Source organism: Mycolicibacterium celeriflavum (genome assembly GCF_010731795.1).
GTDB classification, from domain to species: domain Bacteria; phylum Actinomycetota; class Actinomycetes; order Mycobacteriales; family Mycobacteriaceae; genus Mycobacterium; species Mycobacterium celeriflavum.
The window spans coordinates 4,147,558-4,169,476 of record NZ_AP022591.1 but is presented as its reverse complement, the minus strand read 5'-3'; the positions used below and the strand labels follow the sequence as shown (position 1 = coordinate 4,169,476).

General features: G+C 63.2%; 19 protein-coding genes. 8 read left to right on the top strand and 11 right to left on the bottom strand.

All coding sequences use genetic code 11. From position 1 onward, the window contains the following. Positions 1–90: 90 nt before the first annotated feature. The 6 genes from G6N18_RS20290 to G6N18_RS20265 form a co-directional block, all read right to left on the bottom strand. Complete coding sequence (locus tag G6N18_RS20290; protein WP_083005590.1) at positions 91–321, bottom strand: MbtH family protein; 231 nt, start codon at positions 319–321, stop codon at positions 91–93. Between the two features lie 798 nt (positions 322–1,119). Continuing rightward, positions 1,120–1,458, bottom strand: coding sequence for a hemophore-related protein (locus tag G6N18_RS20285; protein ID WP_083005584.1), 339 nt, complete (start codon positions 1,456–1,458; stop codon positions 1,120–1,122). A gap of 288 nt (positions 1,459–1,746) precedes the next feature. Next, on the bottom strand, positions 1,747–4,623 hold the full coding sequence (locus G6N18_RS20280; protein WP_083005581.1) for an MMPL/RND family transporter: 2,877 nt from the start codon (positions 4,621–4,623) through the stop codon (positions 1,747–1,749). A 44-nt stretch (positions 4,624–4,667) separates the two neighbouring features. Continuing rightward, complete coding sequence (locus G6N18_RS20275; RefSeq protein ID WP_109749546.1) at positions 4,668–7,532, bottom strand: MMPL/RND family transporter; 2,865 nt, start codon at positions 7,530–7,532, stop codon at positions 4,668–4,670. Beyond that, entirely contained in the window at positions 7,529–7,939 is a 411-nt protein-coding gene (locus G6N18_RS20270) for an MmpS family transport accessory protein (protein ID WP_272937600.1), read from the bottom strand. Before G6N18_RS20270 ends, G6N18_RS20275 begins: the two co-directional genes overlap by 4 nt. 527 nt (positions 7,940–8,466) lie before the next feature. Beyond that, a complete protein-coding gene (locus G6N18_RS20265; RefSeq protein WP_083005607.1) occupies positions 8,467–9,261 on the bottom strand; it encodes an alpha/beta fold hydrolase in 795 nt (264 codons plus the stop codon). 235 nt (positions 9,262–9,496) lie between these two features. Here G6N18_RS20265 and G6N18_RS20260 point away from each other — a divergent pair, with 235 nt between their 5' ends. The 6 genes from G6N18_RS20260 to G6N18_RS20235 all read left to right on the top strand — a co-directional run bounded on the left by G6N18_RS20260 (position 9,497) and on the right by G6N18_RS20235 (position 15,116). Next, complete coding sequence (locus tag G6N18_RS20260; protein WP_083005569.1) at positions 9,497–10,804, top strand: sensor histidine kinase; 1,308 nt, start codon at positions 9,497–9,499, stop codon at positions 10,802–10,804. After that, positions 10,792–11,436: a response regulator transcription factor gene (locus G6N18_RS20255; RefSeq protein WP_083005566.1), complete on the top strand. Its 645-nt coding sequence runs from the start codon at positions 10,792–10,794 to the stop codon at positions 11,434–11,436. The genes G6N18_RS20260 and G6N18_RS20255 overlap by 13 nt, the downstream gene beginning before the upstream one ends. Before the next feature lie 23 nt (positions 11,437–11,459). Next, positions 11,460–11,951, top strand: a complete 492-nt coding sequence (locus G6N18_RS20250) for a DUF6197 family protein (RefSeq protein ID WP_234806230.1) — start codon at positions 11,460–11,462, stop codon at positions 11,949–11,951. A gap of 112 nt (positions 11,952–12,063) precedes the next feature. Continuing rightward, positions 12,064–12,858 carry a hypothetical protein gene (locus G6N18_RS20245; protein WP_163689938.1) on the top strand — a complete coding sequence of 265 codons (795 nt, stop codon included), beginning with the start codon at positions 12,064–12,066 and terminating at the stop codon, positions 12,856–12,858. 200 nt (positions 12,859–13,058) lie between these two features. Then, a complete protein-coding gene (prrA, locus tag G6N18_RS20240) occupies positions 13,059–13,769 on the top strand; it encodes a two-component system response regulator PrrA (RefSeq protein WP_179962456.1) in 711 nt (236 codons plus the stop codon). Between the two features lie 3 nt (positions 13,770–13,772). Next, positions 13,773–15,116, top strand: a complete 1,344-nt coding sequence (locus G6N18_RS20235; protein WP_083005556.1) for a sensor histidine kinase — start codon at positions 13,773–13,775, stop codon at positions 15,114–15,116. 16 nt (positions 15,117–15,132) lie between these two features. Here the strand turns inward: G6N18_RS20235 and G6N18_RS20230 are convergent, their stop codons facing one another. Next, complete coding sequence (locus G6N18_RS20230; protein ID WP_179962330.1) at positions 15,133–15,516, bottom strand: FKBP-type peptidyl-prolyl cis-trans isomerase; 384 nt, start codon at positions 15,514–15,516, stop codon at positions 15,133–15,135. A gap of 22 nt (positions 15,517–15,538) precedes the next feature. On the opposite strand from G6N18_RS20230, the gene G6N18_RS20225 reads away from it, so the two are divergent. Continuing rightward, complete coding sequence (locus G6N18_RS20225; protein WP_083005553.1) at positions 15,539–15,787, top strand: DUF2630 family protein; 249 nt, start codon at positions 15,539–15,541, stop codon at positions 15,785–15,787. After that, complete coding sequence (locus G6N18_RS20220) at positions 15,784–17,322, top strand: phytoene desaturase family protein (RefSeq protein ID WP_083005603.1); 1,539 nt, start codon at positions 15,784–15,786, stop codon at positions 17,320–17,322. The genes G6N18_RS20225 and G6N18_RS20220 overlap by 4 nt, the downstream gene beginning before the upstream one ends. Positions 17,323–17,541: 219 nt before the next feature. Here the strand turns inward: G6N18_RS20220 and G6N18_RS20215 are convergent, their stop codons facing one another. The 4 genes from G6N18_RS20215 to pdxH all read right to left on the bottom strand — a co-directional run bounded on the left by G6N18_RS20215 (position 17,542) and on the right by pdxH (position 21,857). Beyond that, the gene (locus G6N18_RS20215; protein ID WP_407663532.1) at positions 17,542–18,954 is read right to left on the bottom strand and encodes an MFS transporter; all 1,413 of its coding nucleotides are present in this window, start codon (positions 18,952–18,954) and stop codon (positions 17,542–17,544) included. A 97-nt stretch (positions 18,955–19,051) separates the two neighbouring features. Continuing rightward, positions 19,052–20,359 (bottom strand): citrate synthase, encoded by a 1,308-nt coding sequence (locus G6N18_RS20210; protein ID WP_082949257.1) that lies wholly within the window; start codon positions 20,357–20,359, stop codon positions 19,052–19,054. A gap of 96 nt (positions 20,360–20,455) precedes the next feature. Then, complete coding sequence (locus G6N18_RS20205) at positions 20,456–21,106, bottom strand: TetR family transcriptional regulator (RefSeq protein WP_234806229.1); 651 nt, start codon at positions 21,104–21,106, stop codon at positions 20,456–20,458. A gap of 121 nt (positions 21,107–21,227) precedes the next feature. Next, positions 21,228–21,857, bottom strand: coding sequence for a pyridoxamine 5'-phosphate oxidase (gene pdxH / locus G6N18_RS20200; RefSeq protein ID WP_067218541.1), 630 nt, complete (start codon positions 21,855–21,857; stop codon positions 21,228–21,230). Between the last annotated feature and the right edge of the window lie 62 nt (positions 21,858–21,919).

The following is a 21,919-nucleotide window of genomic DNA, read 5'->3' as shown; positions in this document are numbered from 1 at the left end:
ACCCTCGTCAAGCGCGCTGGGCTCTGCCCCCCGTTTTAGCTGCAGTGCCCCGTTATTGCGTTCCATCAGACCCCCCAAAAGTCAGACGGTTCAGTTATTAGAGCCCCGCGCCTCTGCCAGCCTCTCCCGTAGACTTCTCGGCCGGATGTCAGGCCAGTTCTGTTCGATGTAGTCGAGACATGCGGCGCGATCCGCTTCGCCGTAAACCACACGCCAGCCGGCCGGAACCTCGGCGAAAGTCGGCCACAGGCTGTGTTGCTCCTCGTCGTTGACCAAGACGAAAAAGCTTCCGTTGTCATCGTCGAATGGATTGATGCTCACAGTTCTCCTGACCGATTACTCGACATGGTTGGGACCGCTCCAAACCATACTGAGGCAGTCAGCCCCGTTCACGGGGTTTGGGCAAAGTTTTCGCGTGAATCCCGGCGAAGTCAGCAGGAAGCCCAGCAAAGCGTACGTGACGCAGTGTTTCGACAGCGACGACGTCCGCCAGCAGTAGCCCGAGACTTCCGTCTGCCGCCAGTCATGGCCCCCTCATTGGCATGACGGAGCAAACTCGGTAGTCCCGTTGTATAGGCGGCGATGAGCGCCGCCTAACCCATCACTGGGACAGGTAGGCCACCAGGTGGGGCAGGAGGCCTCGCTCCGGGCTATGCAAATCGGCAAAACCCTGCGACGACTAACTCGTGCAGGGTCTGCATCGGTTCACCCTGCGGAGACCGAAACGGCATTCCGCGTGGCCTCTCCTACGGCGCAGAGCCGCGGGCACCGCCGCCACGCGCGGATCCATCGCCACGACCACGTCGCAGCCTGCCCGCGCCAGCGATCGACCGGCGGCGGCCATGACCGTCAAGTAGGAAGCGGCGAACCAGCAGCGCGGCGTATGGAATTGCTATGTCGCGGCTACATCAACACGCGTTCGAAAGGCTTTTCGCCACGCAACCCGTCACCGGTCAACGTCGTCGCGTCAGTTATGCGCTCAGACATGACCTCGTTATCGATCAGATGACAATTCGACTAAGGCTCAGTCGAGGTTGACGCGAGTGAGCAATTGACAAACGACCCTGTATACACAGGGTCGTTTGCCAAGCTGGCGAGTGTCAGACGCGCATTCGCCGATCAGAAGTTATTGCACGTGCTGAAAACCGTTTGGTAGAGCCCAAGATACGGCTGGTTCGCCGGGTCGTTGGCGATGCTCTCCGCCATCCGCTGACGTTGCGCCGGCGGCGCAGCCAGGAACTGATTCAAACCGGCCTTGATCGCGGGCGAATTGTTAACCACCGCTGCAGCAGTGGGGTCAGCCGCGTTCAGTGCCGACATCAGTTGCGGGTAAGTGCAGGTTGTCTCGACAGCCGGACCCAGGTCAGGGGTTGCCGAAGCGATCCCGGTCGCCGCAGTCAGCGACAATCCCAAGCCCCCGAGCACGACGGCCAGTCTGGTCAAAGACGGTTTGATCATGTGTGTACTTCCTCCCTCAGCGGATTTCCTAGTCTTAATCGCTCGCTTACCCTTGAACGTTTCATTGCCTCTGAATGTCCAGCTCAAACCCTTGCCCCTGTCGCCCGCGCACTCCTCGAGGTGCATGCGCTGCAGCGCCGACGTTACCAGGCAACTGACAACCGAAGCCTTGAATTGCGTCGAGGGCCAACCATGATCTGCGGGGGCTTGCGGCGGCAAACAGCAGGCGTGAAGTTGCCTCGCCCGCATAGTCGGTCAATTCGCTGCGTTGACGCTCGCCAGCAGTTGTCAGCCGCGTCCAGGGGGAGCGAACGTACCACCATTCGACGGAATCCCCGCCAGTCGATGTGTTGCGCTCTGGGGGCGGGGGTGGATCTTCTGCGGCCACCAGAACCAGCGTCCTAGCAGCGCGGCGATTGACGGCGTCATAAACGCGCGCACCACCAACGTGTCGAACAAGAGACCCAGTCCAATGGTCGTACCCACTTGGCCGATGATGCGCAGGTCGCTGACGACCATAGACATCATGGTGAACGCAAAAACCAGGCCAGCGGCCGTCACGACCCTGCCGGTACCCCCCATCGCCCGGATGATGCCCGTGTTTATCCCGCCGCCTATTTCCTCTTTCATCCGTGACACCAGCAACAGGTTGTAATCAGAACCCACCGCCAAGAGGATGATCACGGACATCGCGAGCACAAGCCAGTGCAATTCAATACCGAGAATATGCTGCCAAATGAGGACGGAGAGCCCAAAGGACGCGCCGAGCGAGAGTACCACCGTTCCCACGATAACCACTGCAGCGATAACACTCCGCGTAATTATCAACATGATGATGAAAATAAGACATAGCGCAGCGACCCCAGCGATCAACAGATCGAATGTGGAACCTTCCTGCATGTCTTTATATGTCGCCGCTGATCCGGCGAGGTAAATCTTCGCGTCCTGCAGTGGAGTCGCCTTGAGTGCCTCCACTGCAGCTTTTCTTATCTCATCGACCCGCGCCAGGGCCTCAGGAGTTCCGGGCTCACCCCTATGCGAAATCATTAATCGCATCGCCTTGCCGTCCGGCGAGAAGAAGAGCTCCATGGCGCGCTTGAAATCCTCGTTCTCGAAAACTTCCGGAGGCAGGTAGAAGGAGTCATCGTTCCTGGCGGCGTCGAAAGCTTTGCCCATGGCGGCGGCATCCTCGCTCATTTCATCCATCTGGGCCATTGTTCCGGACATTGTGGTGTGCATGGTCAGCATCATCGTCCGCATGCTCTTCATGATCGCGATCATGGCGGGCATCTGCGCGAGCAGCTGCGGCATGATCACATCAATTTGATCAAGGTTGGTGACTAGCTGACGCATCTTGACACTGATCCGATCGACACCGTCGAGTGATTCGAATATAGATCTGATCGCCCAGCAGATGGGGATATTGAAGCAGTGCGGCTCCCAGTACAGGTAATTGCGAATCGGCCTGAAGAAATCGTCGAAATCCGCAACGGAATCACGCATCTCGTTTACGCTATCTTCCAGCTCGTGCGTTATGCCGACCATGCGATGAGTGACATCGTAGAGCTGTAACGTTACCTCGTAGTTGCGCTGCATCAGCCTGATCAATTCCGTCATCCGCTCGGCCTGCTTCAGCATATCGTTTATCTGGCGTCGCTGAAACGGCAACATCTGCCTCTGGCTAGCGCTTTGGATGCTCAGCAGAAAAGGAATCGAGGTGCGTTCGATCGGGGTTCCCTCGGGCCGGGTTATACCCTGGACCCTGGAAATACCCGGAATGGCGAAGATGCTTTTGGCGAGTTTGTGCAATACCAGAAAATCTGTGGGGTTACGCATATCGTGATCCGATTCGATCATCAGTATCTCAGGCATCATTCGCGACTCAGGGAAGTGACGCTCAGCGGCCGCATATCCCACGTTTGCGGAGATGTCTTGGGGCACATACAGCCGATCGTTGTAACTGGTCGTATACCCCGGAAGGGCCAATAGCCCAATGAGCGAAAGCGCGCAGGTCGCGACGAGAATCGGCACCGGCCACCGCACGATCGCCGTACCCACCCGCCGCCATCGACGAACAGAGATCTTCCGCTTGGGTTCGAACAACCCAAAGCGGCTGCCTACGGCAATTGCGGCCGGAACCAGCGTGACGGCCACCGCGACCACCATGAGCATACCCAGCGCGCCTGGGACGCCCAGCGTTTGGAAATAAGGCAGTCTGGTGAAGCTCAGGCAGAAAATCGCTCCGGCGATAGTCAAACCGGTACCCAAGACCACTTTTGCAACGCTGCGGTAGGTGGTGTGAAAGGCCGTTAACTTTTCCTCGCCGGCCTGACGCGCCTCGTGATAACGCCCGAAGAAGAAGATTCCGTAGTCCGTTCCGGCGGCGATTCCGAGCGATACCAGCAGGCTGACAGAAAACGTCGAAAGTTCAAGAACCTGGTGATCGCCGAGAAATGCGACAACTCCTCGGGCCACCTGCACTTGGATCCCGACCATCACCAACAGGAAGATCACGGTGACGATCGAACGGTAGACGAAAAGCAACATCGCGAGAATCACCACGATGGTGACCACGGTGATCTTGATGATGGATTGGTCGGCACTGATGTTCATGTCCGCCATCAGTGGCGCGGGACCCGTGACATAGGCCGCGATCCCTGGAGGCGGTGGCGTCCGCGCCACGATATCCCGAACGGCCTGCACGGATTCATTCGCCAACGCCTCGCCTTGGTCACCGGCGAGATTCACCTGAACGTACGCGGCCTTGCCATCGGCGCTTTCCGCACCCGACGCCGTAAGGGGGTCCCCCCAGAAGTCCTGCACGTGATTCACGTGCTTCGTGTCCGCTTCCAATTGACGAACCAACTCGTCGTAGTACGTGTGTGCATCGGGACCGAGCGGTTGCTGACCCTCCAACACGACCATGGCGAAGCTGTCGGAGTCGGATTCCTTGAACACCTGGCCCATGTGCTTCATCGCCTGGTACGACGGCGCGTCTTCGGGAACTTGCGCTACAGCACGTTCCCTTCCGACTTGTTCCAGCGAAGGAACCGCGAAGAACAGGATGGCAGTGACCGCCAACCAGCCGACGATGATCGGCACGGACAACCGATAGACCGCTCGTGCGATGAAAGGCGGTCGGTCTCTCACCTGGTGGTCGCTCATGCGGCCTTCAGAGGGCAGCTGGTCGGATCGTTCGTCACGTCGCCCTAGTGCTCCCCGTTTGCGAAGAGCGAACGCACCAGCGGACGGTTTCCGAACTTATTGGGACGGGGGTGCACGCGTTGCGGCCACCAGAACCAACGCCCCAGCAGTGCGGCGATGGAAGGCGTCATGAACGCGCGCACCACCAAGGTGTCGAACAACAGGCCCAACCCGATGGTGGACCCCACTTGCCCGAGGGTGCGCAGGTCGCTGGCCAACATCACCAACATGGTGAACGCGAATACGAGGCCCGCCGCGGTCACCACCCCACCTGTGCCAGCCATTGCGCGAATGATTCCCGTGTTTATTCCGGCGCCTAATTCCTCTTTCATTCGTGATACGAGCAATAGATTGTAATCGGAACCGACCGCCAACAGGACGATCACCGACATCGCAAGTACCACCCAGTGTATTTGTATCCCGAGAATATGCTGCCAAATGAGAACCGACAGCCCGAAGGCCGTGCCGAGCGAAACCGCCACTGTGCCGACGATCGCCAGGGCAGCGACAAAACTCCGCGTCATGATCAGCATGATGATGAATATGAGACAGAGCGCAGCGACCCCAGCGATCAAGAGATCATATGTGGACCCCTCAACCAAGTCTTTCGCCATTGCCGCCGATCCCCCGAGGGAGATTTGAGCGTTCTCCAATGGAGTTCCTTTAAGGGCCTCCTCGGCCGCGATTTTTATCGGCTCGACCCGCGAAATACCCTCGGGCGTCAAGGGATCGCCCTTATGAGTAATGAGCATCCGCGCCGCTTTGCCGTCGTCTGACATGAAAACATCGAGGACCTTCTTGAAGTCCTCGTTCTTAAACACGTCCGGCGGCAGATAAAAAGAGTCATCATTCTTGGCGGCATCAAACGCCTTACCCATCGCTGTGGCATTTTCGCCTCCCTCGGCCATTTGGCCGAGCATTCCCGACATGGTGCTGTGCATGGTCAGCATCATGGTTCGCGTGCTCTCCATGGTCGCGATCATTGGCGGGAACTGGGCGAGTAACTGCGGCATGATGGCATCTAGTTGATCAAGATTGGTTACTAGATCACGCATCTTTACCGTGATCTTATCGACTCCATCGATGACATCGAATACAGATCTGATCGCCCAGCAGACTGGGATATTGAAGCAGTGCGGCTCCCAGTAGAAGTAATTGCGGATCGGCCTGAAGAAATCATCGAAATTTGCAATGTGGTCACGCAATTCGTTCGTGATATCTTCAAGTTCGTGCGTGGTACCGACCATGCGGTGGGTTGTCGCGTACAGCTCTTGCATCAAACCGAACATTCGGGTCATCAGGCGTATGGTTTCCGCCATTTCATCAGCCTGCTTCAGCATGTCTTCCATGCGGTCTTTCTGAAATGGCAGATTCTGTAGCTGGTTTGCCTGCCCCATGCTGATGATGAAAGGAATCGTCGTATGTGCTAGCGGCTCACCCGCGGGCCGAGTCGGGGCCTGCACCCTGGCGATGCCTGGAACAGCTAGAACCCCCTTGGCGAGTTTGTTCAATACCAGCATGTCAGCCGAATTGCGCATATCGTGATCAGACTCGATCATCAGAATATCGGGCGTCATCATGAGCGCCTCTGGAAAATGTCGCTTAGCGGCCTCAAAGCCCTGATTGGCGGGTATATCCTTGGGGATCGTTTCCTGATCGTTGTAGCTGGGTCTGTATCCCGGCAGCGCTAGCAAACCGACAAGCGCGAGCGCGCACGTCGCAATCAGGATCGGCATGGGCCATCGGACTACTGCGGTGCCTACCCGGCGCCATCGCCGACCGACAACCTTCCGCTTGGGCTCAAACAGCCCTAACCGGCTGCCTCCGGCAAGCACCGCCGGAACCAGCGTGAGGGCCACCGCAACCGCCACGAGGATCCCCACCGCACCGGGGATCCCCAGCGGTTGGAAATAGGGCAATCGGGCAAAACTGAGACAGAAAACGGCTCCGGCGATAGTCAACCCGGACGCCAAAACCACCTTGGCAACGCTGCGGTATGTGGTGTAGAAGGCCGTTAGCTTGTCCTCGCCGGCCAGACGCGCCTCGTGATAGCGCCCGAAGAAAAAGATTCCGTAGTCAGTTCCGGCCGCTATCACAAGCGATACCAGGAGATTAACGACGTAGGTCGTAAGAGTGACAATCTCCATGTCGCCCAAGAACGCGACGAATCCCCGGGTCACCTGCAACTGAACAAAGACCATCACCAAGGAAACGAGCACCGTGACGATCGAGCGGTAAACCAGAAGCAGCATGGTGAAGATCACCGCAATGCTCAGGCCCGTGATCAAGAGGACGGTGTTGTTGCCACTCGAACCCAGATCCGAAACGAACGCCGCTGGGCCCGTGACATAGGCCGTGACTCCCGGCGGCGGCGGGGTCTGGTCCACGATTTTCCGGAGGGCTTCTACGGATTCGTTGGACGAGGCCTGGCCCAGGTTTCCCTTGAGGTTGATTTGGACATACGCGGCCTTTCCATCGTCGCTCTCCGCGGCACCAGAGGTGAGCGGATCCCCCCAGAAATCTTGAACATGCTCGACATGCTGGGTGTCCGCCTTGAACTGACGAATCAATTCGTCGTAGAAGTCGTGCGCGGCTTCGCGAAGCGGTTCCTGACCCTCCAGGACGACCATTGCCACGCTGTTCGAATCAGACTCGTTGAAAAGATCCCCCATACGCTGCATCGCTTTGAAAGACGGCGCATCGTCGGGGGTGAGCGTTATCGCATGCTCTCTTTCGACCTGTTCCAGTGAGGGGACGCCGGTGCTCAGGATGACGGCGATCGCCAACCACCCCAGGATGATGGCCGGCGAGAGCCGATAAATCATTCGCGCAACGAATGGCGGTTTACGTTGCCTCTGATCAGTGGTCATGCGGCCTTCATCAGGCAGTAGGTAAGCGCGTTAGTTCCCTGGGCGATTCTCTCCGCTTCGACCTCACCGTCCACGATGATGCGGCAGCCGATGCTGTTGCCGGTGCCCTGCGCGACGAGGTTTCCGATGATGGCTGCTCCACTGATCTCGTACGTCGTTGACCACGGCAGGCTCGCTCCCTCGACCAACTGTGGGTCGGCATCGGTGTCGAAATAGCTGATGGTTGCCACCGTCCCCGGCGGGCCAAACACCTCGTACACCAGCTTCTTCGGGTCGTAGGGTTCTTGCTCCTCTAATTCGGTGTCGGCATACGAGGCGCGGTTGTCGGTACCGAAGACTGTGCGCAGCCGCGACACGGTGAAGCCCCCGGCAAGGACCACCACGAGAATGAGCAGCGGAATCCACAGCCGCTTCAGAACCCTGAAAATCGCGAATCCCCTCTATCCGTATCCATGTCCGTCGTACGTCGTCGAATTGTCAGTCGCTCGAACATGCAACTACACATCGACCGTGACACGCCAGACGGCGACGCCTCGGATGCGGCGAGCATCCGAGGCTAGCCATGCGGAGTCACCGCAAACACGCAGCACCTCGGGGAGCAAAACCCGACCATGCCGAAGTAAAGCATGTCGTTGCCCTCCACAATCTCCCCTTTTCCAACGCGATACGGGATCGTAATGCAGATCACGTGTGTCAGGCACCGTATCGAAAGTTACATCAGACCGACAAATCCCCTTGAACCTCGCAGCGGTCCAGGAGTCTACTTCCGGGAGCTCTCGGCACGGACGCAGAAGCGTTAATGATCGGTGACGACCCAGCCGCCCTCGGCGTCGGATCGCACCAATCTCCCCTACAGCTTGTGATGGGTTGCAGGAGAACATAACTCGCTGTTCGTGGGGCGTTCGACCAGCCCTAGCCCGGTGCGTCCGGCACGTCAAGCCGTCTGCGGAGACTCGTGGGCGAAAAAGCTCAGGATGACCGAGTTCACGACCTGGGGTCGTTCCAGAAATCCCAGGTGACCGGTGTCAGCGATCTCTCGGTACCGACCATTCGGGAGGGCGTTTGCCACCTCGGCGCCGAGGTGCGGAGGCATCACGAGGTCGTCCGCGAACCCGAGCACCAGTACCGGAGTGGCGATCACCTTGTAGACACGCAGCCGATCGCTCTCCGGCGCGACGCCGTACTGGGCGCGCAACCCAGGCGTCGACTTCGTCGGCCACATCGTGAAGGTGTCGATCCAGTCCTGAACAGCGCCGTCGTCGTTGAGCGTCTTCGGTGAGAAGTTCTCGAGCAGCCTCAGTTTGGCTTCGTAACGCGGCGGCAGGTCAGTGCCGGCAGCAGCGAGATCTTCCTCGGCTGTGCGGAAGAACGCTCGCGCGCGATCGTGGCGTCCCCGGGTTGCCATCAATGCCGCGTGGCTCACCAACTCCGGCCTGGCCAGCATCAGTTCCTGTGCGATGTATGAGCCCATCGAGGTGGCCACGATCCGAACGGGAGCGATATCCAGCTTCGTTATCAACTCCGCGGTGTCAGCGACCATATTCGCCGTTGTGAAGCCGTCGAGATTCGCCGTTGCTCCGACACCCCTGTTGTCGAACGTGATGACGCGGTAGCCAGCTGCCCGGAACGCAGGCACCTGATGGACATCCCACATGCGTCCAACACCACCTTGACCGGCAATAAACAGGACCGGATCCCCGTCACCGCGGTCTTCGTAAGCCAAGTTCACCACGGGGGGACGGTACTACGCCGCAGCTTGAGGGGGTTTCCCGATGCCGCCCTTGCCAACAGCCGCGCAATGGTTCAAGCTCTCGCGTACGGCTCCCACCGAAGATGCAAATTCGCGACGGGTGCGCTGAACTGCCGTCGCGGTGCATTCAGGCAGCGGATGCGGGGGTTAACCCCCCCTAATTCGTCCGGTAAACGGCATGTTGCCTCGCCGCGGCGTTCCGTACGTTGAAGGCATGGTCGCAGCAGTCACTGATCCAGAGGTCGCGCCGGTCACGGCTGATCCAGTCACGGTGCCGGCGCCCCGTCGCATCGGCTTCGTGCCGAGCGCCTCGCTGATCGTCGGCGCGGCGATCGCCGTGGTTTGGCTGTGGGTGCCGATCATTATCGCGGTCATCGGAATAGCGACGATTCCCTCGGTGATCGGGTTCGTACTCGCCCTCGTCGTGTTCGTGTACCTGATGCGCGGCGTGGAGTGGCTCGAGCGAGTGCGCAGCGAAACTGTCTTCGGTATGGGAATCCCGGTGCCACCCCGAAAGAGGTCTGGCTATAAGGGGTTTCAAGGATGGACCCACCAGATGTGGCTGGACATCACCAGCGTTCGGTTCTGGAAGGGCTGCACCCATCACTTTCTTCGGAGCGTCTACGACCTGACAGCCGGTGGTCTCGCGCTCGTTCTGCTGGCGTTCGGGTTATTGACGCCGGCCGCGGCGATCGCCGCAAGCCGCAGCGACGACGCGTCTTTGTCCTTCATTTCGCCGGCTCTGGCGTGGCCGCTGGCCGTGGTTGCGTTGGCGGCCGCCGCTGCGATCGTGGTCTTCGCGCCCGTTCTCGACGCCAAGATCGACCACTGGTTGCTCTCGCCGTCGCCGGCCGCGGTGCTGCAACACGAGGTGGACGCGCTCGCCGACGCCAGGCTAGGCGCGGTTTCCTCGGCCCACACCGAGCGTCATCGCATCGAACGCGACCTGCACGACAGTGTGCAGCCCCGCCTGGTGTCGCTGGCGATGACGATCGGCCTGGCCCAGACCAAGTTCGACACCGACCCGGCTGCCGCCAAAGCGTTGCTCACCGAGGCCCATGACGACGTGAAAACCGCTCTGGTGGAACTGCGTAATGTCGTGCGCGGTATCGCACCGACAATCCTTTCCGACCGGGGCCTGGACGCCGCGCTCTCAGCAGTGGTGCAGCGCGCCCAGAACGCCGGGATCCCGACAACGCTCAACATCGACCAACCCCGCCGCGGCCCTGTGGAGATCGAATCCGTCGCCTACTTCGTCGTCGCGGAGGCACTCACCAACGTCGCCAAGCATGCCCAGGCGTCGCGGGCCGTCGTGACGGTGCGGCTCGACGAGGCCGAAAAGAAGCTCTACGTGTCGGTGTTTGACGACGGCCACGGCGGCGCGCGGATCACTGACAACGCGGTCGCCACCGGCCTGCGCGGCCTGGCCGACCGGGTCCGCGCCGCGCGCGGCACGTTCACGGTTTCCAGCCCTGCCAGCGGGCCCACGACTGTCACGGCGGTGCTGCCATGCGCATTGTGATCGCCGAGGACTCGGCGCTGCTGCGTGCGGGTATCGAACGCCTGCTCACCGACGCCGGCCATGACGTGGTCGCGGGCGTCGCTGACGCCACCAACCTGCTGTCCCTGGTCAACGACACCAAGCCTGATCTGGTGATCGTCGACGTGAGGATGCCGCCGACTTTCACCGATGAGGGGATCCGCGCCGCCGCGCTGCTGCGCAGCCAGAATCCCGAGTCGCCCGTACTGGTGTTGTCCCACTACGTGGAAGAGCGCTATGCCTCCGACCTGATCAGCTCGGACACCCGCGGCTTCGGTTACCTGCTCAAGGACCGCGTTGCCGACGTGCCGGCGTTCCTCGAGGCAGTTTCGGTCGTTGGCAGCGGCGGCACCCTGCTCGACCCCGAGGTCGTGTCCCAGATCCTGGCGCGATCGCATCGCCGCAGCACGCTGGATCAGCTCACCCCTCGCGAACGCGAGGTACTGCAGCTGATGGCCGAGGGCAGGACGAACTCCGCGATCGCCGCGACGCTGCACATGTCGACCGGTTCCGCCGAGAAACACATCGCTTCGATCTTCACCAAGTTGGGGCTGGAGCCCGATGACACCGAAAACCGCCGTGTCCTCGCGGTTTTGCGCTACCTCGAGTCTTAAGCACATAGGAAGGATTCAAGATCATGACGACGATCGCCCAAACCACTGCAGGTATGACGGCCAAAACCGACCGAGAGGTGATCGAGGACGCGTTGGCGCTCATCGAGCCCCACGACGGGTGGACGCAGGGCACCTACTGCCGTGACGCCGACGGTGCTCAGGTGAACCCCGTCCTGGGGTCCCCGGGCGAATGGGTGCGCGTGCGCACCGAGCATATCGGCACGGGGGGTTACCGGGTGCGCACCGAGGCCGGCGCCGCCCCGTGCAAGTTCTGCCTGGAAGGGTCCCTGCGCACGGCGGCTGGCTATTGGCAGGCCATGCATCCCAATGCGGTACACGAGCAGGTAGACCGACTGGAGCGCCTGGTGCTGCGGCTGGCCAATTCCGTCGCCGCGCAAGCGTGGCCGAGTCTGCGGGCCTACAACGACGACGCTCACACCACCAAAGCCGATGCGGTATTGGTACTCAAACGCGCCGCCGCCCACCTCGATGCGCAGGAGCCGAAGCGGCGGTGAGCGTCACCGACGTCGCGCCAACATACCGCGCCAAGTCCTGGCAGAGGAGCTGCCACTCCCCCCATTGGCAGCTCCTCTGCCGCCAATAGTGTCCGGCGGCCCGCGCACTGCGATGCGCGCCCTACTCGTCGCCATCGCAGCCTTGGTTTCGGGCGCGACGTTGGCCGGCCTCGGTGTTCTCGCATTCGGGATCGCCGACAGCCGCATCGTCACACACACGCAGGCGCTGCCAGCCGACATGCAGCTGCTGACCATCGATACTGGGGAGGTCCCTGTGGCCGTGCGGATCGTCGCTGATGACAGCGCCACTGAGCCCCGCGTCGACTTGCGGATGGTGACAAGGGCGGACGGTCCGCCACCGGCCGTCATCACCGACAGCGGCAGCAGCCGCGTGACACTCGGCGACGCCGCTTCCGGCTTTCTGTCGTACATCGGCACCGGTGAGCTCACGGTCGTGCTACCGCCAGATGTCGCAAGGGGTTTGAGGGTGACCGTCAACCACCGGACCGGCCCGCTCACCACCGACGCCGATCTCGATCACCTGGTTGCGAATGTCGATGACGGCACCGTCACGCTCGGCGGCTCGGCCCGCGTGATCGACGTTGAGGTCCGCCACGGTGACATCAGCACCAACGCCAGAATCGCCGTGTCCGAAACGTTCAGGGCGACAGCCGAAACCGGTAGCATCTCGATGGAATTCCGTGCGGCGCCGCGCACTACCGAAGCGATCGCCCGCGGCAATGTGACTGTGGGGCTGCCCGGCTCTGAGCCGTACCGAGTACGGGCCGAAACCGACATGCCTCATGGCGTTACGACAGTGACCGTGCCGGAAACCGCCGACCCGAGCGCTCCGGGGCTGACAGCCCTCTCGAAAAGCGGCAACGTGAAAGTCATCGAATTAGGATGAGCACCAGTTAGCCCACCTTTCGATGGTGGGCAGCGGTTAATCTTCGGTGGGAAAAAATCCAGCCGCAGCAAAGGTTCCAGCGGCGCTCGGCAAACCTCTCTTCGGGCTCGACTGCCGGAACGGTCCTATCGACCTCCTAAAGTACAAGTAGCCGCCCCGGCCGCCCGCCTTCCCGCCGATAAACCTCTCCTTCAGGCAAGATTGACGGCATGAACAGTGGTGCAGCCTCGCCCCGGGTTCTCGTGGTCGACGACGACCCCGACGTCCTGGCCTCCCTCGAGCGTGGGCTGCGGCTCTCCGGTTTCGACGTGGCCACCGCCGTGGACGGCGCCGAAGCGCTGCGTAGCGCGACCGAAACCCGACCCGACGCCATCGTCCTGGACATCAACATGCCCGTGCTCGACGGCGTCAGCGTGGTCACCGCCCTGCGCGCGATGGACAACGACGTGCCCGTCTGCGTGCTCTCAGCGCGCAGCTCGGTCGACGACCGCGTGGCCGGTCTGGAGGCCGGCGCCGACGACTACCTGGTCAAGCCGTTCGTGCTGGCCGAACTCGTGGCCCGGGTGAAGGCGCTGCTGCGCCGGCGCGGGTCCACCGCGACGTTCTCGTCGGAGACCATTCAGGTCGGCCCGCTCGAAGTCGACATCCCCGGCCGACGCGCCCGCGTCAACGGCGTCGACGTCGACCTGACCAAGCGCGAGTTCGACCTGCTCGCGGTGCTGGCCGAGCACAAGACCGCCGTACTGTCGCGCGCGCAGCTGCTCGAGCTGGTCTGGGGCTACGACTTCGCCGCGGACACCAACGTCGTCGATGTCTTCATCGGCTACCTGCGTCGCAAGCTGGAAGCCGGCGGAGCGCCCCGGCTGCTGCACACGGTGCGCGGAGTGGGATTCGTTCTGCGAACTCAGTGAACTATGAACCTGCTGTCGCGGATCTTCCGCCGAACCCCGTCGCTGCGCACCCGCGTCGCACTTGCCACCGCGATCGGCGCGGCGATCGTCGTCGTCATCGTGGGCACAGTCGTGTGGGTCGGCATCACCAACGACCGCAAAGAGCGCCTCGACCGCCGACTCGATGAGGCCGCCGGGTTCGCGATCCCGTTTCTGCCGCGCGGCCTGGACGAGATCCCCAAATCGCCGAACAACCAGGACGCCGTCATCACCGTGCACCGCGGCGGGGAGGTGACGTCCAACTCCAACGTCGTGCTCCCGCAGATGGAGCCCGGCTACGCCGACACCTACGTCGACGGCGTGCGATACCGGGTCCGCACGGTCGACATCCCCTACTACCCGGGGCCGATGTCGGTGGCCGTCGGCGCCACCTACGACGCCACCATCGCCGACACCAACAACCTGCACCGGCGGGTGATCGTCATCTGCGTGTTCGCCGTGGGCGCCGCGTCGGTCTTCGGTTGGGTGCTGGCCGCGTTCGCGGTGCGCCCACTCAAGAGTTTGGCTCAGCAGACCCGCCAGATCGACGCCGGTGACGAGGACCCCGACGTCGAGGTGCGCGGCGCCACCGAAGCCGTCGAGATCGCCGAGGCGGTCAAGGGCCTGGTCGAACGCGTGTGGAACGAACAGGACCGGACCAAGGCCGCGCTGGCGTCGGCGCGTGATTTCGCGTCGGTGTCCGCCCACGAACTGCGCACTCCGCTGACGGCGATGAGGACCAACCTCGAGGTGCTGGCCACCCTCGACATGCCCGAGGAGCAGCGCAAGGAGGTGGTCAACGACGTCATCCGGACACAGTCGCGCATCGAGGCGACGCTCAGCGCGCTGGAACGCCTGGCCCAGGGCGAGTTGTCGACCGCAGACGACCATGTGCCCGTCGACATCACCGAACTACTGGACCGCGCCGCGCACGACGCGATGCGGGTTTATCCGGATCTCGACGTGTCGTTGGTGCCCGCGCCGACGGTGATCATCGTGGGCCTGCCCGCGGGCCTGCGGTTGGCGGTCGACAACGCGATCGCCAACGCCGTGAAGCACGGCGGTGCGACGCGGGTGCAACTGTCGGCGGTCAGTTCACGTGCGGGCGTGGAGATCGCCATCGACGACGACGGAGTCGGCATTCCCGAGGAGGAGCGCTCGATCGTGTTCGAGCGGTTCTCCCGCGGGTCGACGGCGTCGCACTCCGGGTCCGGACTGGGCCTCGCGCTCGTCGCGCAGCAAGCCGAATTGCACGGCGGCACTGCCACGCTGGAGGACAGCCCACTGGGTGGCGTACGCCTGCTTCTGCGGCTGCCCGGCGTGCGGTGAGAGTCGCGCGGGGACGCTAGCGCGCGGCGAGCAGATCGATCACGAAGATCAGCGTCTTGCCGGACAGCCGGTGTCCGCCGCCGGCGGGACCGTACGCCTGCGCCGGCGGGATGACGAGCTGTCTGCGACCGCCGACCTTCATTCCGGGGATACCGTCCTGCCAGCCCTGGATGAGCCCACGCAGCGGAAACTCGATCGACTCACCGCGGTTCCACGAGCTGTCGAACTCCTCGCCGGTGTCGTACTCCACCCCGACGTAGTGCACCTCGACGTTGCCGCCGGGCACCGCCTCGGGGCCGTCGCCGACGACCAGATCGGTGATCACCAACTCGGTGGGTGGCGGGCCGTCGGGGAATTCGATTTCGGGCTTCTGCCCCGAATTTGAAGTCACCGCACTCACGGTAGTCGGGCAGACTGGCGCTGTGACCAAAGACCAAGACATTCTCGATCAGGTCAACAAGCTCGTCGCCGAGGAGCAGGAGCTGCGCGCCAAGCTTCAGGACCGCGAGATCGACGAGTCGCAGGAGCATCAACGGCTGAAGGCCGTCGAGGTGCAACTCGACCAGTGCTGGGATCTGCTGCGGCAGCGCCGGGCCCTGCGGGAAACCGGCGGCGATCCGCGCGAGGCGGAGGTGCGTCCGCCGGACGAGGTCGAGGGATACCTCAGCTGAACCCCAGCTACGACGTCATCGTCGTCGGAGGCGGCCACAACGGCCTCGTCGCGGCTGCCTACCTCGCCAAGGCCGGTCGCCGCGTGCGGGTGCTCGAACGGCTCGACCACGTCGGTGGTGCGGCGGTGTCCGCGCATGCGTTCGACGGCGTCGACGCGCGACTGTCGCGGTACTCCTATCTGGTCAGCCTGCTGCCCCGGCGGATCATCGAAGACCTCGGCGCGCGGGTGCGCCTGCAGCGCCGCCGCTATTCCTCGTACACGCCCGACCCGTCGACCGGCGGCCGCACCGGGCTGCTGATCGGGCCGACGTCGACGTTCGGGACGATCGGCGCGGCATCCGACGAGGCCGCGTTCGCCGATTTCTACCGCCGGTGCGGTGGCGTCGCCGCCCGGTTGTGGCCGACGCTGCTGCAGCCGTTGCGTCGTCGCAGCCAGGCTCGCACTCTCGTCGATGACGCAGCCGCGTGGCGGCTGATGGTCGAGGAGCCGATCGGACACGCGATCACCACGGCCGTCGGCGACGACGTGGTGCGCGGCGTGATCGCCACCGACGCGTTGATCGGCACGTTCGCCCGCCTCGACGACCCGTCGCTGATCCAGAACGTGTGCTTCCTGTACCACCTGCTCGGCGGCAGCACCGGCGACTGGGACGTGCCGATCGGCGGTATGGGGGCGATCAGCGGCGCGCTAGCGGCGGCCGCCGCCGGTTATGGCGCCGAATTGACCTGTGACGCCGATGTTTACGCGGTCGATCCGGCCGGCGAAGTCCGATACCGCAATGGCGGCGCCGATCGCGCCGTGCACGCCGGGGTTGTGCTGGCCAACGTGACGCCGACCGTGCTGGCCGAATTGCTGGGTGAGCCGGCGCCGGAGTCGACCCCCGGCGCGCAGGTCAAGGTGAACCTGATGCTGCGGCGGCTGCCGCGACTACGCGACGACACCGTCACCGCCGAGCAGGCGTTCGGGGGGACGTTCCACGTCAACGAGTCGTACAGCCAACTCGACCGGGCGTATGTGCAGGCCGACCACGGCGTCGTCCCCGATCCGCTGCCGTGCGAGATCTACTGCCATTCACTGACCGATCCGTCGATCCTGTCCGACGAACTGCGCGCGGCCGGCGCGCAGACGTTGACGGTGTTCGGCCTGCACACCCCGCACCAGCTGGTGTCGTCGGGCGACCCCGACCGAATGCGCGACACATTGACCTCGGCGGTGCTCAACTCACTGAATTCTGTTCTCGCCGAATCGATTCACGACGTGTTGATGGAGGATTCGGCGGGCCGGCTGTGCATCGAGACGAAGACGACCGTCGACCTCGAGCACTCGCTGGGCATGACGGGCGGACATATCTTCCACGGCGGGTTGTCGTGGCCGTTCGTCGAGGACGACGAGCCCCTGGAAACTTCGGCGCAGCGCTGGGGCGTGGCGACCACGCATGATCGGATCCTGTTGTGCGGCTCGGCGTCTCGACGCGGTGGCGCGGTGTCGGGGATCGGCGGGCACAACGCGGCGATGGCGGTGTTGGAGGGCTAGCCTCGATGTTTCACGAATTGGCCGGTGACGCAGATCAGCCGACCATCACACGTCACAGCGATCGACGTTTTGCAGACAAAGTGCGCCAGGGCCCATGCAAAACGTCGACAGCTGTGACTGCCGTTTCACTGGGCGGACAGTTCCCCAGGATCGCCTGCAGCCGGGACAGTTCCGAGTCGATGACGAGCGCGGCGATGGCGGTGTTGGAAGGTCAACCGGTTACCTGACATCGGCGGCCACCAGCGGAGCGAGTCGGTCGGCCGAGCGCAACGCCTTCGCCGAGGTCGAGTAGAAGCCGAGCACGATGATCACCACCCCGAGTGCGGCGCAGATCAGCCACAGCGGTCGGGCGGTCACCGCGAAGTCCGTGCCCGTCGCCGCCAGTGCGCCACCGGCGACCGAACCGCACAGCGCCACACCGATACTCACGCCGACCTGCCTGCTGGTCGAAGCGATCGCCGACGCGGCGCCCGCCCGGTCGGTCGGCATGCCGCTGACCGCTGCGTTGGTCACCGGCGCGTTGACCATCGAGAAGCCGATACCGAAGACAGCGAACACGACGAGCAGCTCCCACACCGGTGTCGTCGCCGACAGCTCGGCCAGCACCAACGTCGCCGCCGTGATCAGCGTGCCCGCGATCAACAGCGACGGCCGCGCTCCGAAGCGGCCCACCATCCGTCCCGACAACGGCGAGAACACCAGCGCGCCAATGGCTATCGGAAGATAGATCAGCCCGGTGTGCATCGCCGAGAAGCCGCGCTCGTCCTGCAGGTACAGCGACATCATGAACAGGAAGGCGCCCCACGAGGCGAACGCGCACACCGCGATCATCGTCGCCGACGCGAACGGGATGCTGCGGAAGAACCTCAGGTCGATGAACGGGTCGCGCCGGCGAGCCTCGTAGGCGAGGAAGGCGACCAACGCCACCGCCGCGACCAACCCGACAGCGACGGTTCGCGGGTCGGTCCAACCCATGACCGGACCCTCGATGAGCATGAAGACGACGCCGAACAGAAACGCCATTCCGAGCCCCTGCCCGACCGGGTCGACGTCGCGCATCGTCGCCGACTTGGACTCCGGCACAAAGAGAGCGGTCAGCAGGATCGCCAGCGCACAGATCGGCAAGTTGATCCAGAACACCGCACGCCAGTTGATCAACTCGATCAGCGCCCCGCCGACGATCGGCCCCGCGGCCATCGAGATGCCGACGACGCCGCCCCACACGCCGATGGCGCGGGCTCGTTCCACCCGGCCCGTGAACACCTGGGTGATGATCGACATCGCAACGGGGTTCATCATCGACCCGCCGATCGCCTGTAAGAGTCGCGCGGCGATCAGGGTCTCGACGTTCGGCGCCAGGCTGCACAGCAGCGACGCGACCGCGAACACCAGGAGCCCCAGTTGAAACGTGCCACGGCGACCGAACCGGTCGGCGGCCGCGCCCGACAGTAGCAGCAGTGAGGCCAACACCAGGGTGTAGATATCGATCACCCACTGCAGTTGGGAGCCCGTCGCGTGCAGATCAGCGCGGATGTTGGGAATCGCGACGTTGACGATCGTCGCGTCCATCGACACGATCAGCAGGCTCAGGCAGCAGGTCACCAGAATGATGGCCTTACGCCGAGCGCTCATCGAGGGGTCGCTCATTCTCCGCGAGCGACCGCTCTTGCACTCACAATGTCGGCGTGTCGGTGTACAAACACGGTCGCTCGCGGCAGAAGAGAACCGGCTAGCGGCTGTTGACGTCCTTGTAGTCGCGTTCGGTGTAGCCGGTGTAGATCTGGCGCGGACGGCCGATCTTGCCGCTGCCCTCGTCGTGCATCTCACGCCAGTGTGCGATCCACCCGGGGAGCCGGCCGAGCGCGAACAGCACGGTGAACATCCGCGTCGGGAAGCCCATCGCCCGGTAGATCACGCCGGTGTAGAAGTCGACGTTCGGGTAGAGCTTGCGCTCGATGAAGAAGTCGTCGGTGAGCGCCGCTTCCTCGAGAGTCCGGGCGATGTCCAGCATCTCGTCGTCGCCGCCGAGCTTGCCGAGGATCTTGTCGGCCTGCTCCTTGACGATGCGGGCGCGCGGGTCGTAGTTCTTGTAGACCCGGTGGCCGAAGCCCATCAGCTTCACGCCGTCCTCGCGGTTCTTGACCTTCTTGATGAACTCGTGAACGTCGAAGTCGGCCTGCCGGATCTTCTCCAGCATCTCCAGAACCGCTTGGTTCGCCCCGCCGTGCAGCGGACCCCACAGCGCGTTGATGCCGCCGGAGATAGAGGTGAACAGATTGGCCTGCGACGAGCCGACCAACCGCACCGTCGACGTCGAGCAGTTCTGCTCGTGGTCGGCGTGCAGGATGAACAACATGTCCAGCGCTCGGACGATCTCCGGATCGACCTCGTAGGGCTCGGCCGGGAAACCGAACGTCATCCGCAGGAAGTTCTCGACCAGCGTCAGCGAGTTGTCCGGATACAGGAACGGCTGGCCGGCCGACTTCTTATAGGCGTACGCCGCGATGGTCGGGAGCTTTGCCAGCAACCGGATCGTCGACAGCTCGACCTGGTTGTCGTCGAACGGGTCGAGCGAGTCCTCGTAGTACGTCGACAGCGCGTTGACCGCGCTCGACAGCACCGGCATCGGGTGCGCGTTGGCCGGGAAGCCGTCGAAGAACCGCTTCAGGTCCTCGTGCAGCAAGGTGTGCCGCTGAATCCGGGTGGTGAACTCCGCCAACTGCTCCTTGCTGGGCAGCTCGCCGTAGATCAGCAAGTAGCTGACCTCGATGAAATTCGACTTCTCCGCGAGCTGCTCGATCGGATAGCCGCGGTAGCGCAGGATGCCGGCGTCGCCGTCGATATAACAGATCGCGCTCTTGGTCGAAGCGGTGTTGACGAAGCCCTCGTCGAACGTGGTGTAACCGGTCTTGGCCAGCAGTGAACCCAGCGCGATGCCATCGGCGCCTTCGGAGGCGGAAACGATGTCAAGGTCGAGCGTGCCACCGGGGTACGAGAGGGTGGCTTGCCCTTCCCCACTCTTCGCGTTATCGGCCACGAGGATCCCTTCGTCGCTGCTGGGAGTAATCGAACATTGCTCTACAAAAGGTAGTCCCATTCCGGCGGGCGTGCCCCGCCGGGGGCGGTCAGTTGCTCACACGACCTGCCGCAGGTTTCCCATCAGGTCGGCGAACTCCGCGAACACCGCTTCCAGCTGCTCGATCAGGTCGTCTATCGACAGCTGCGACGGGTCCGCGTTGACCTGCATGGCGGCGTTGAGCGCGGTCATGATCACCGCACCCCATGTGGCGGATATCAAGCGGACTCGGCGGTCGTCCAGGGTGACGCCCATCCGCTCGGCCAACGCGACCTCGATCGAGTTGCCGCGGAACTCGATGCTGACCTGCCGAAGCGTCGACGACGACAACACGATCCGGGTGATGCACAGCACCCGCTCGGCGGTCAGCTCCCCGGCTCGCCCGTTTCTGGTCGCCTCGGCCATCGCGACATAGGCGCGCATGATCGCCTCGAAGTGGTTCAGGTCGGCGGGTTGGCGTGCCAGCTCAACGGCGGTCTGGTCGATGATCTCGTCGACCAACGCCAGCGCGATGGCGTCCTTGGTGGGGAAGTACCGGCTGAAGGTGCGCGGCGAGACGTCGGCGATCGCGGCGATCTGTTCGACGGTGGTGTCGTCGAATCCCTGTCCGTTGCAGAGCTCCACGGCCGCGTCGATGAGGGTCGCCCGGGTGCGCTGCTTCTTGCGCTCGCGCAAGCCCGCAGCCTGCGCCACCCTACCGCCAGACACGAAGGGAATCTTAACGTCCGAACATATGAGTGAGCTAAGAACCTAACTTCTTCGAAAGATGGACGACGTCACGGTTTGCTCGATACGCCACGCAGTAGCGAAGAAGTGCGGGCTATCGGCGCTACGGCTGTAACCGTTCGACGCGATCGCCTTGGACCCGAATCCTGTTGTGTATCCGATCCTCTCGGCCCTGCCAGAACTCCACGACTTCGGGGGCGATCAGGTAGCCGCCCCAGTTCGGCGGCACCGGAACAGCGTCGTATGCGGCGAACCGCTTTGCCACGTCGGCGAGCTGCTGCAGCAGCGCCGCACGCGAGGCGATCGGCTTCGATTGGTACGACGCCCACGCACCGAGTTGGGATCCCCGCGGCCGCTTGGACCAGTAGTCGGCGGTCTCCTCCGCGGACACCTTCGTCACCGGTCCGCGGACGTGGACCTGGCGACCCAGCAGGTACCAGGGAAAGGTGGCCGACGCGTACGGCGTGGCAGCCAACTGCGCGCCCTTGTCGGAGTCGTAGTTGGTGTAGAAGGTGATGCCGGCCTCGGTCACGCTCTTGCACAACACCGAGCGCGTGACGGGTCTGCCCTGCGTATCGACGGTGCCCAACACCATCGCATTCGGTTCTGCGACGCCCGCGCGTTCGGCTTCGGCTAACCAGTTGAGCAGCAAGGCAACCCAGCCGTCAGCCAGCCAGTCGACATCGAGGTCCGGACTGCCGTCCTTCTCCGCTGAGCCGTATTCCACCCGCATCCTCGCCAAGTGCTCTGGGTTTTCCGGGCCTACCGCCGTCACGCGACAACGCTACGCCCAGG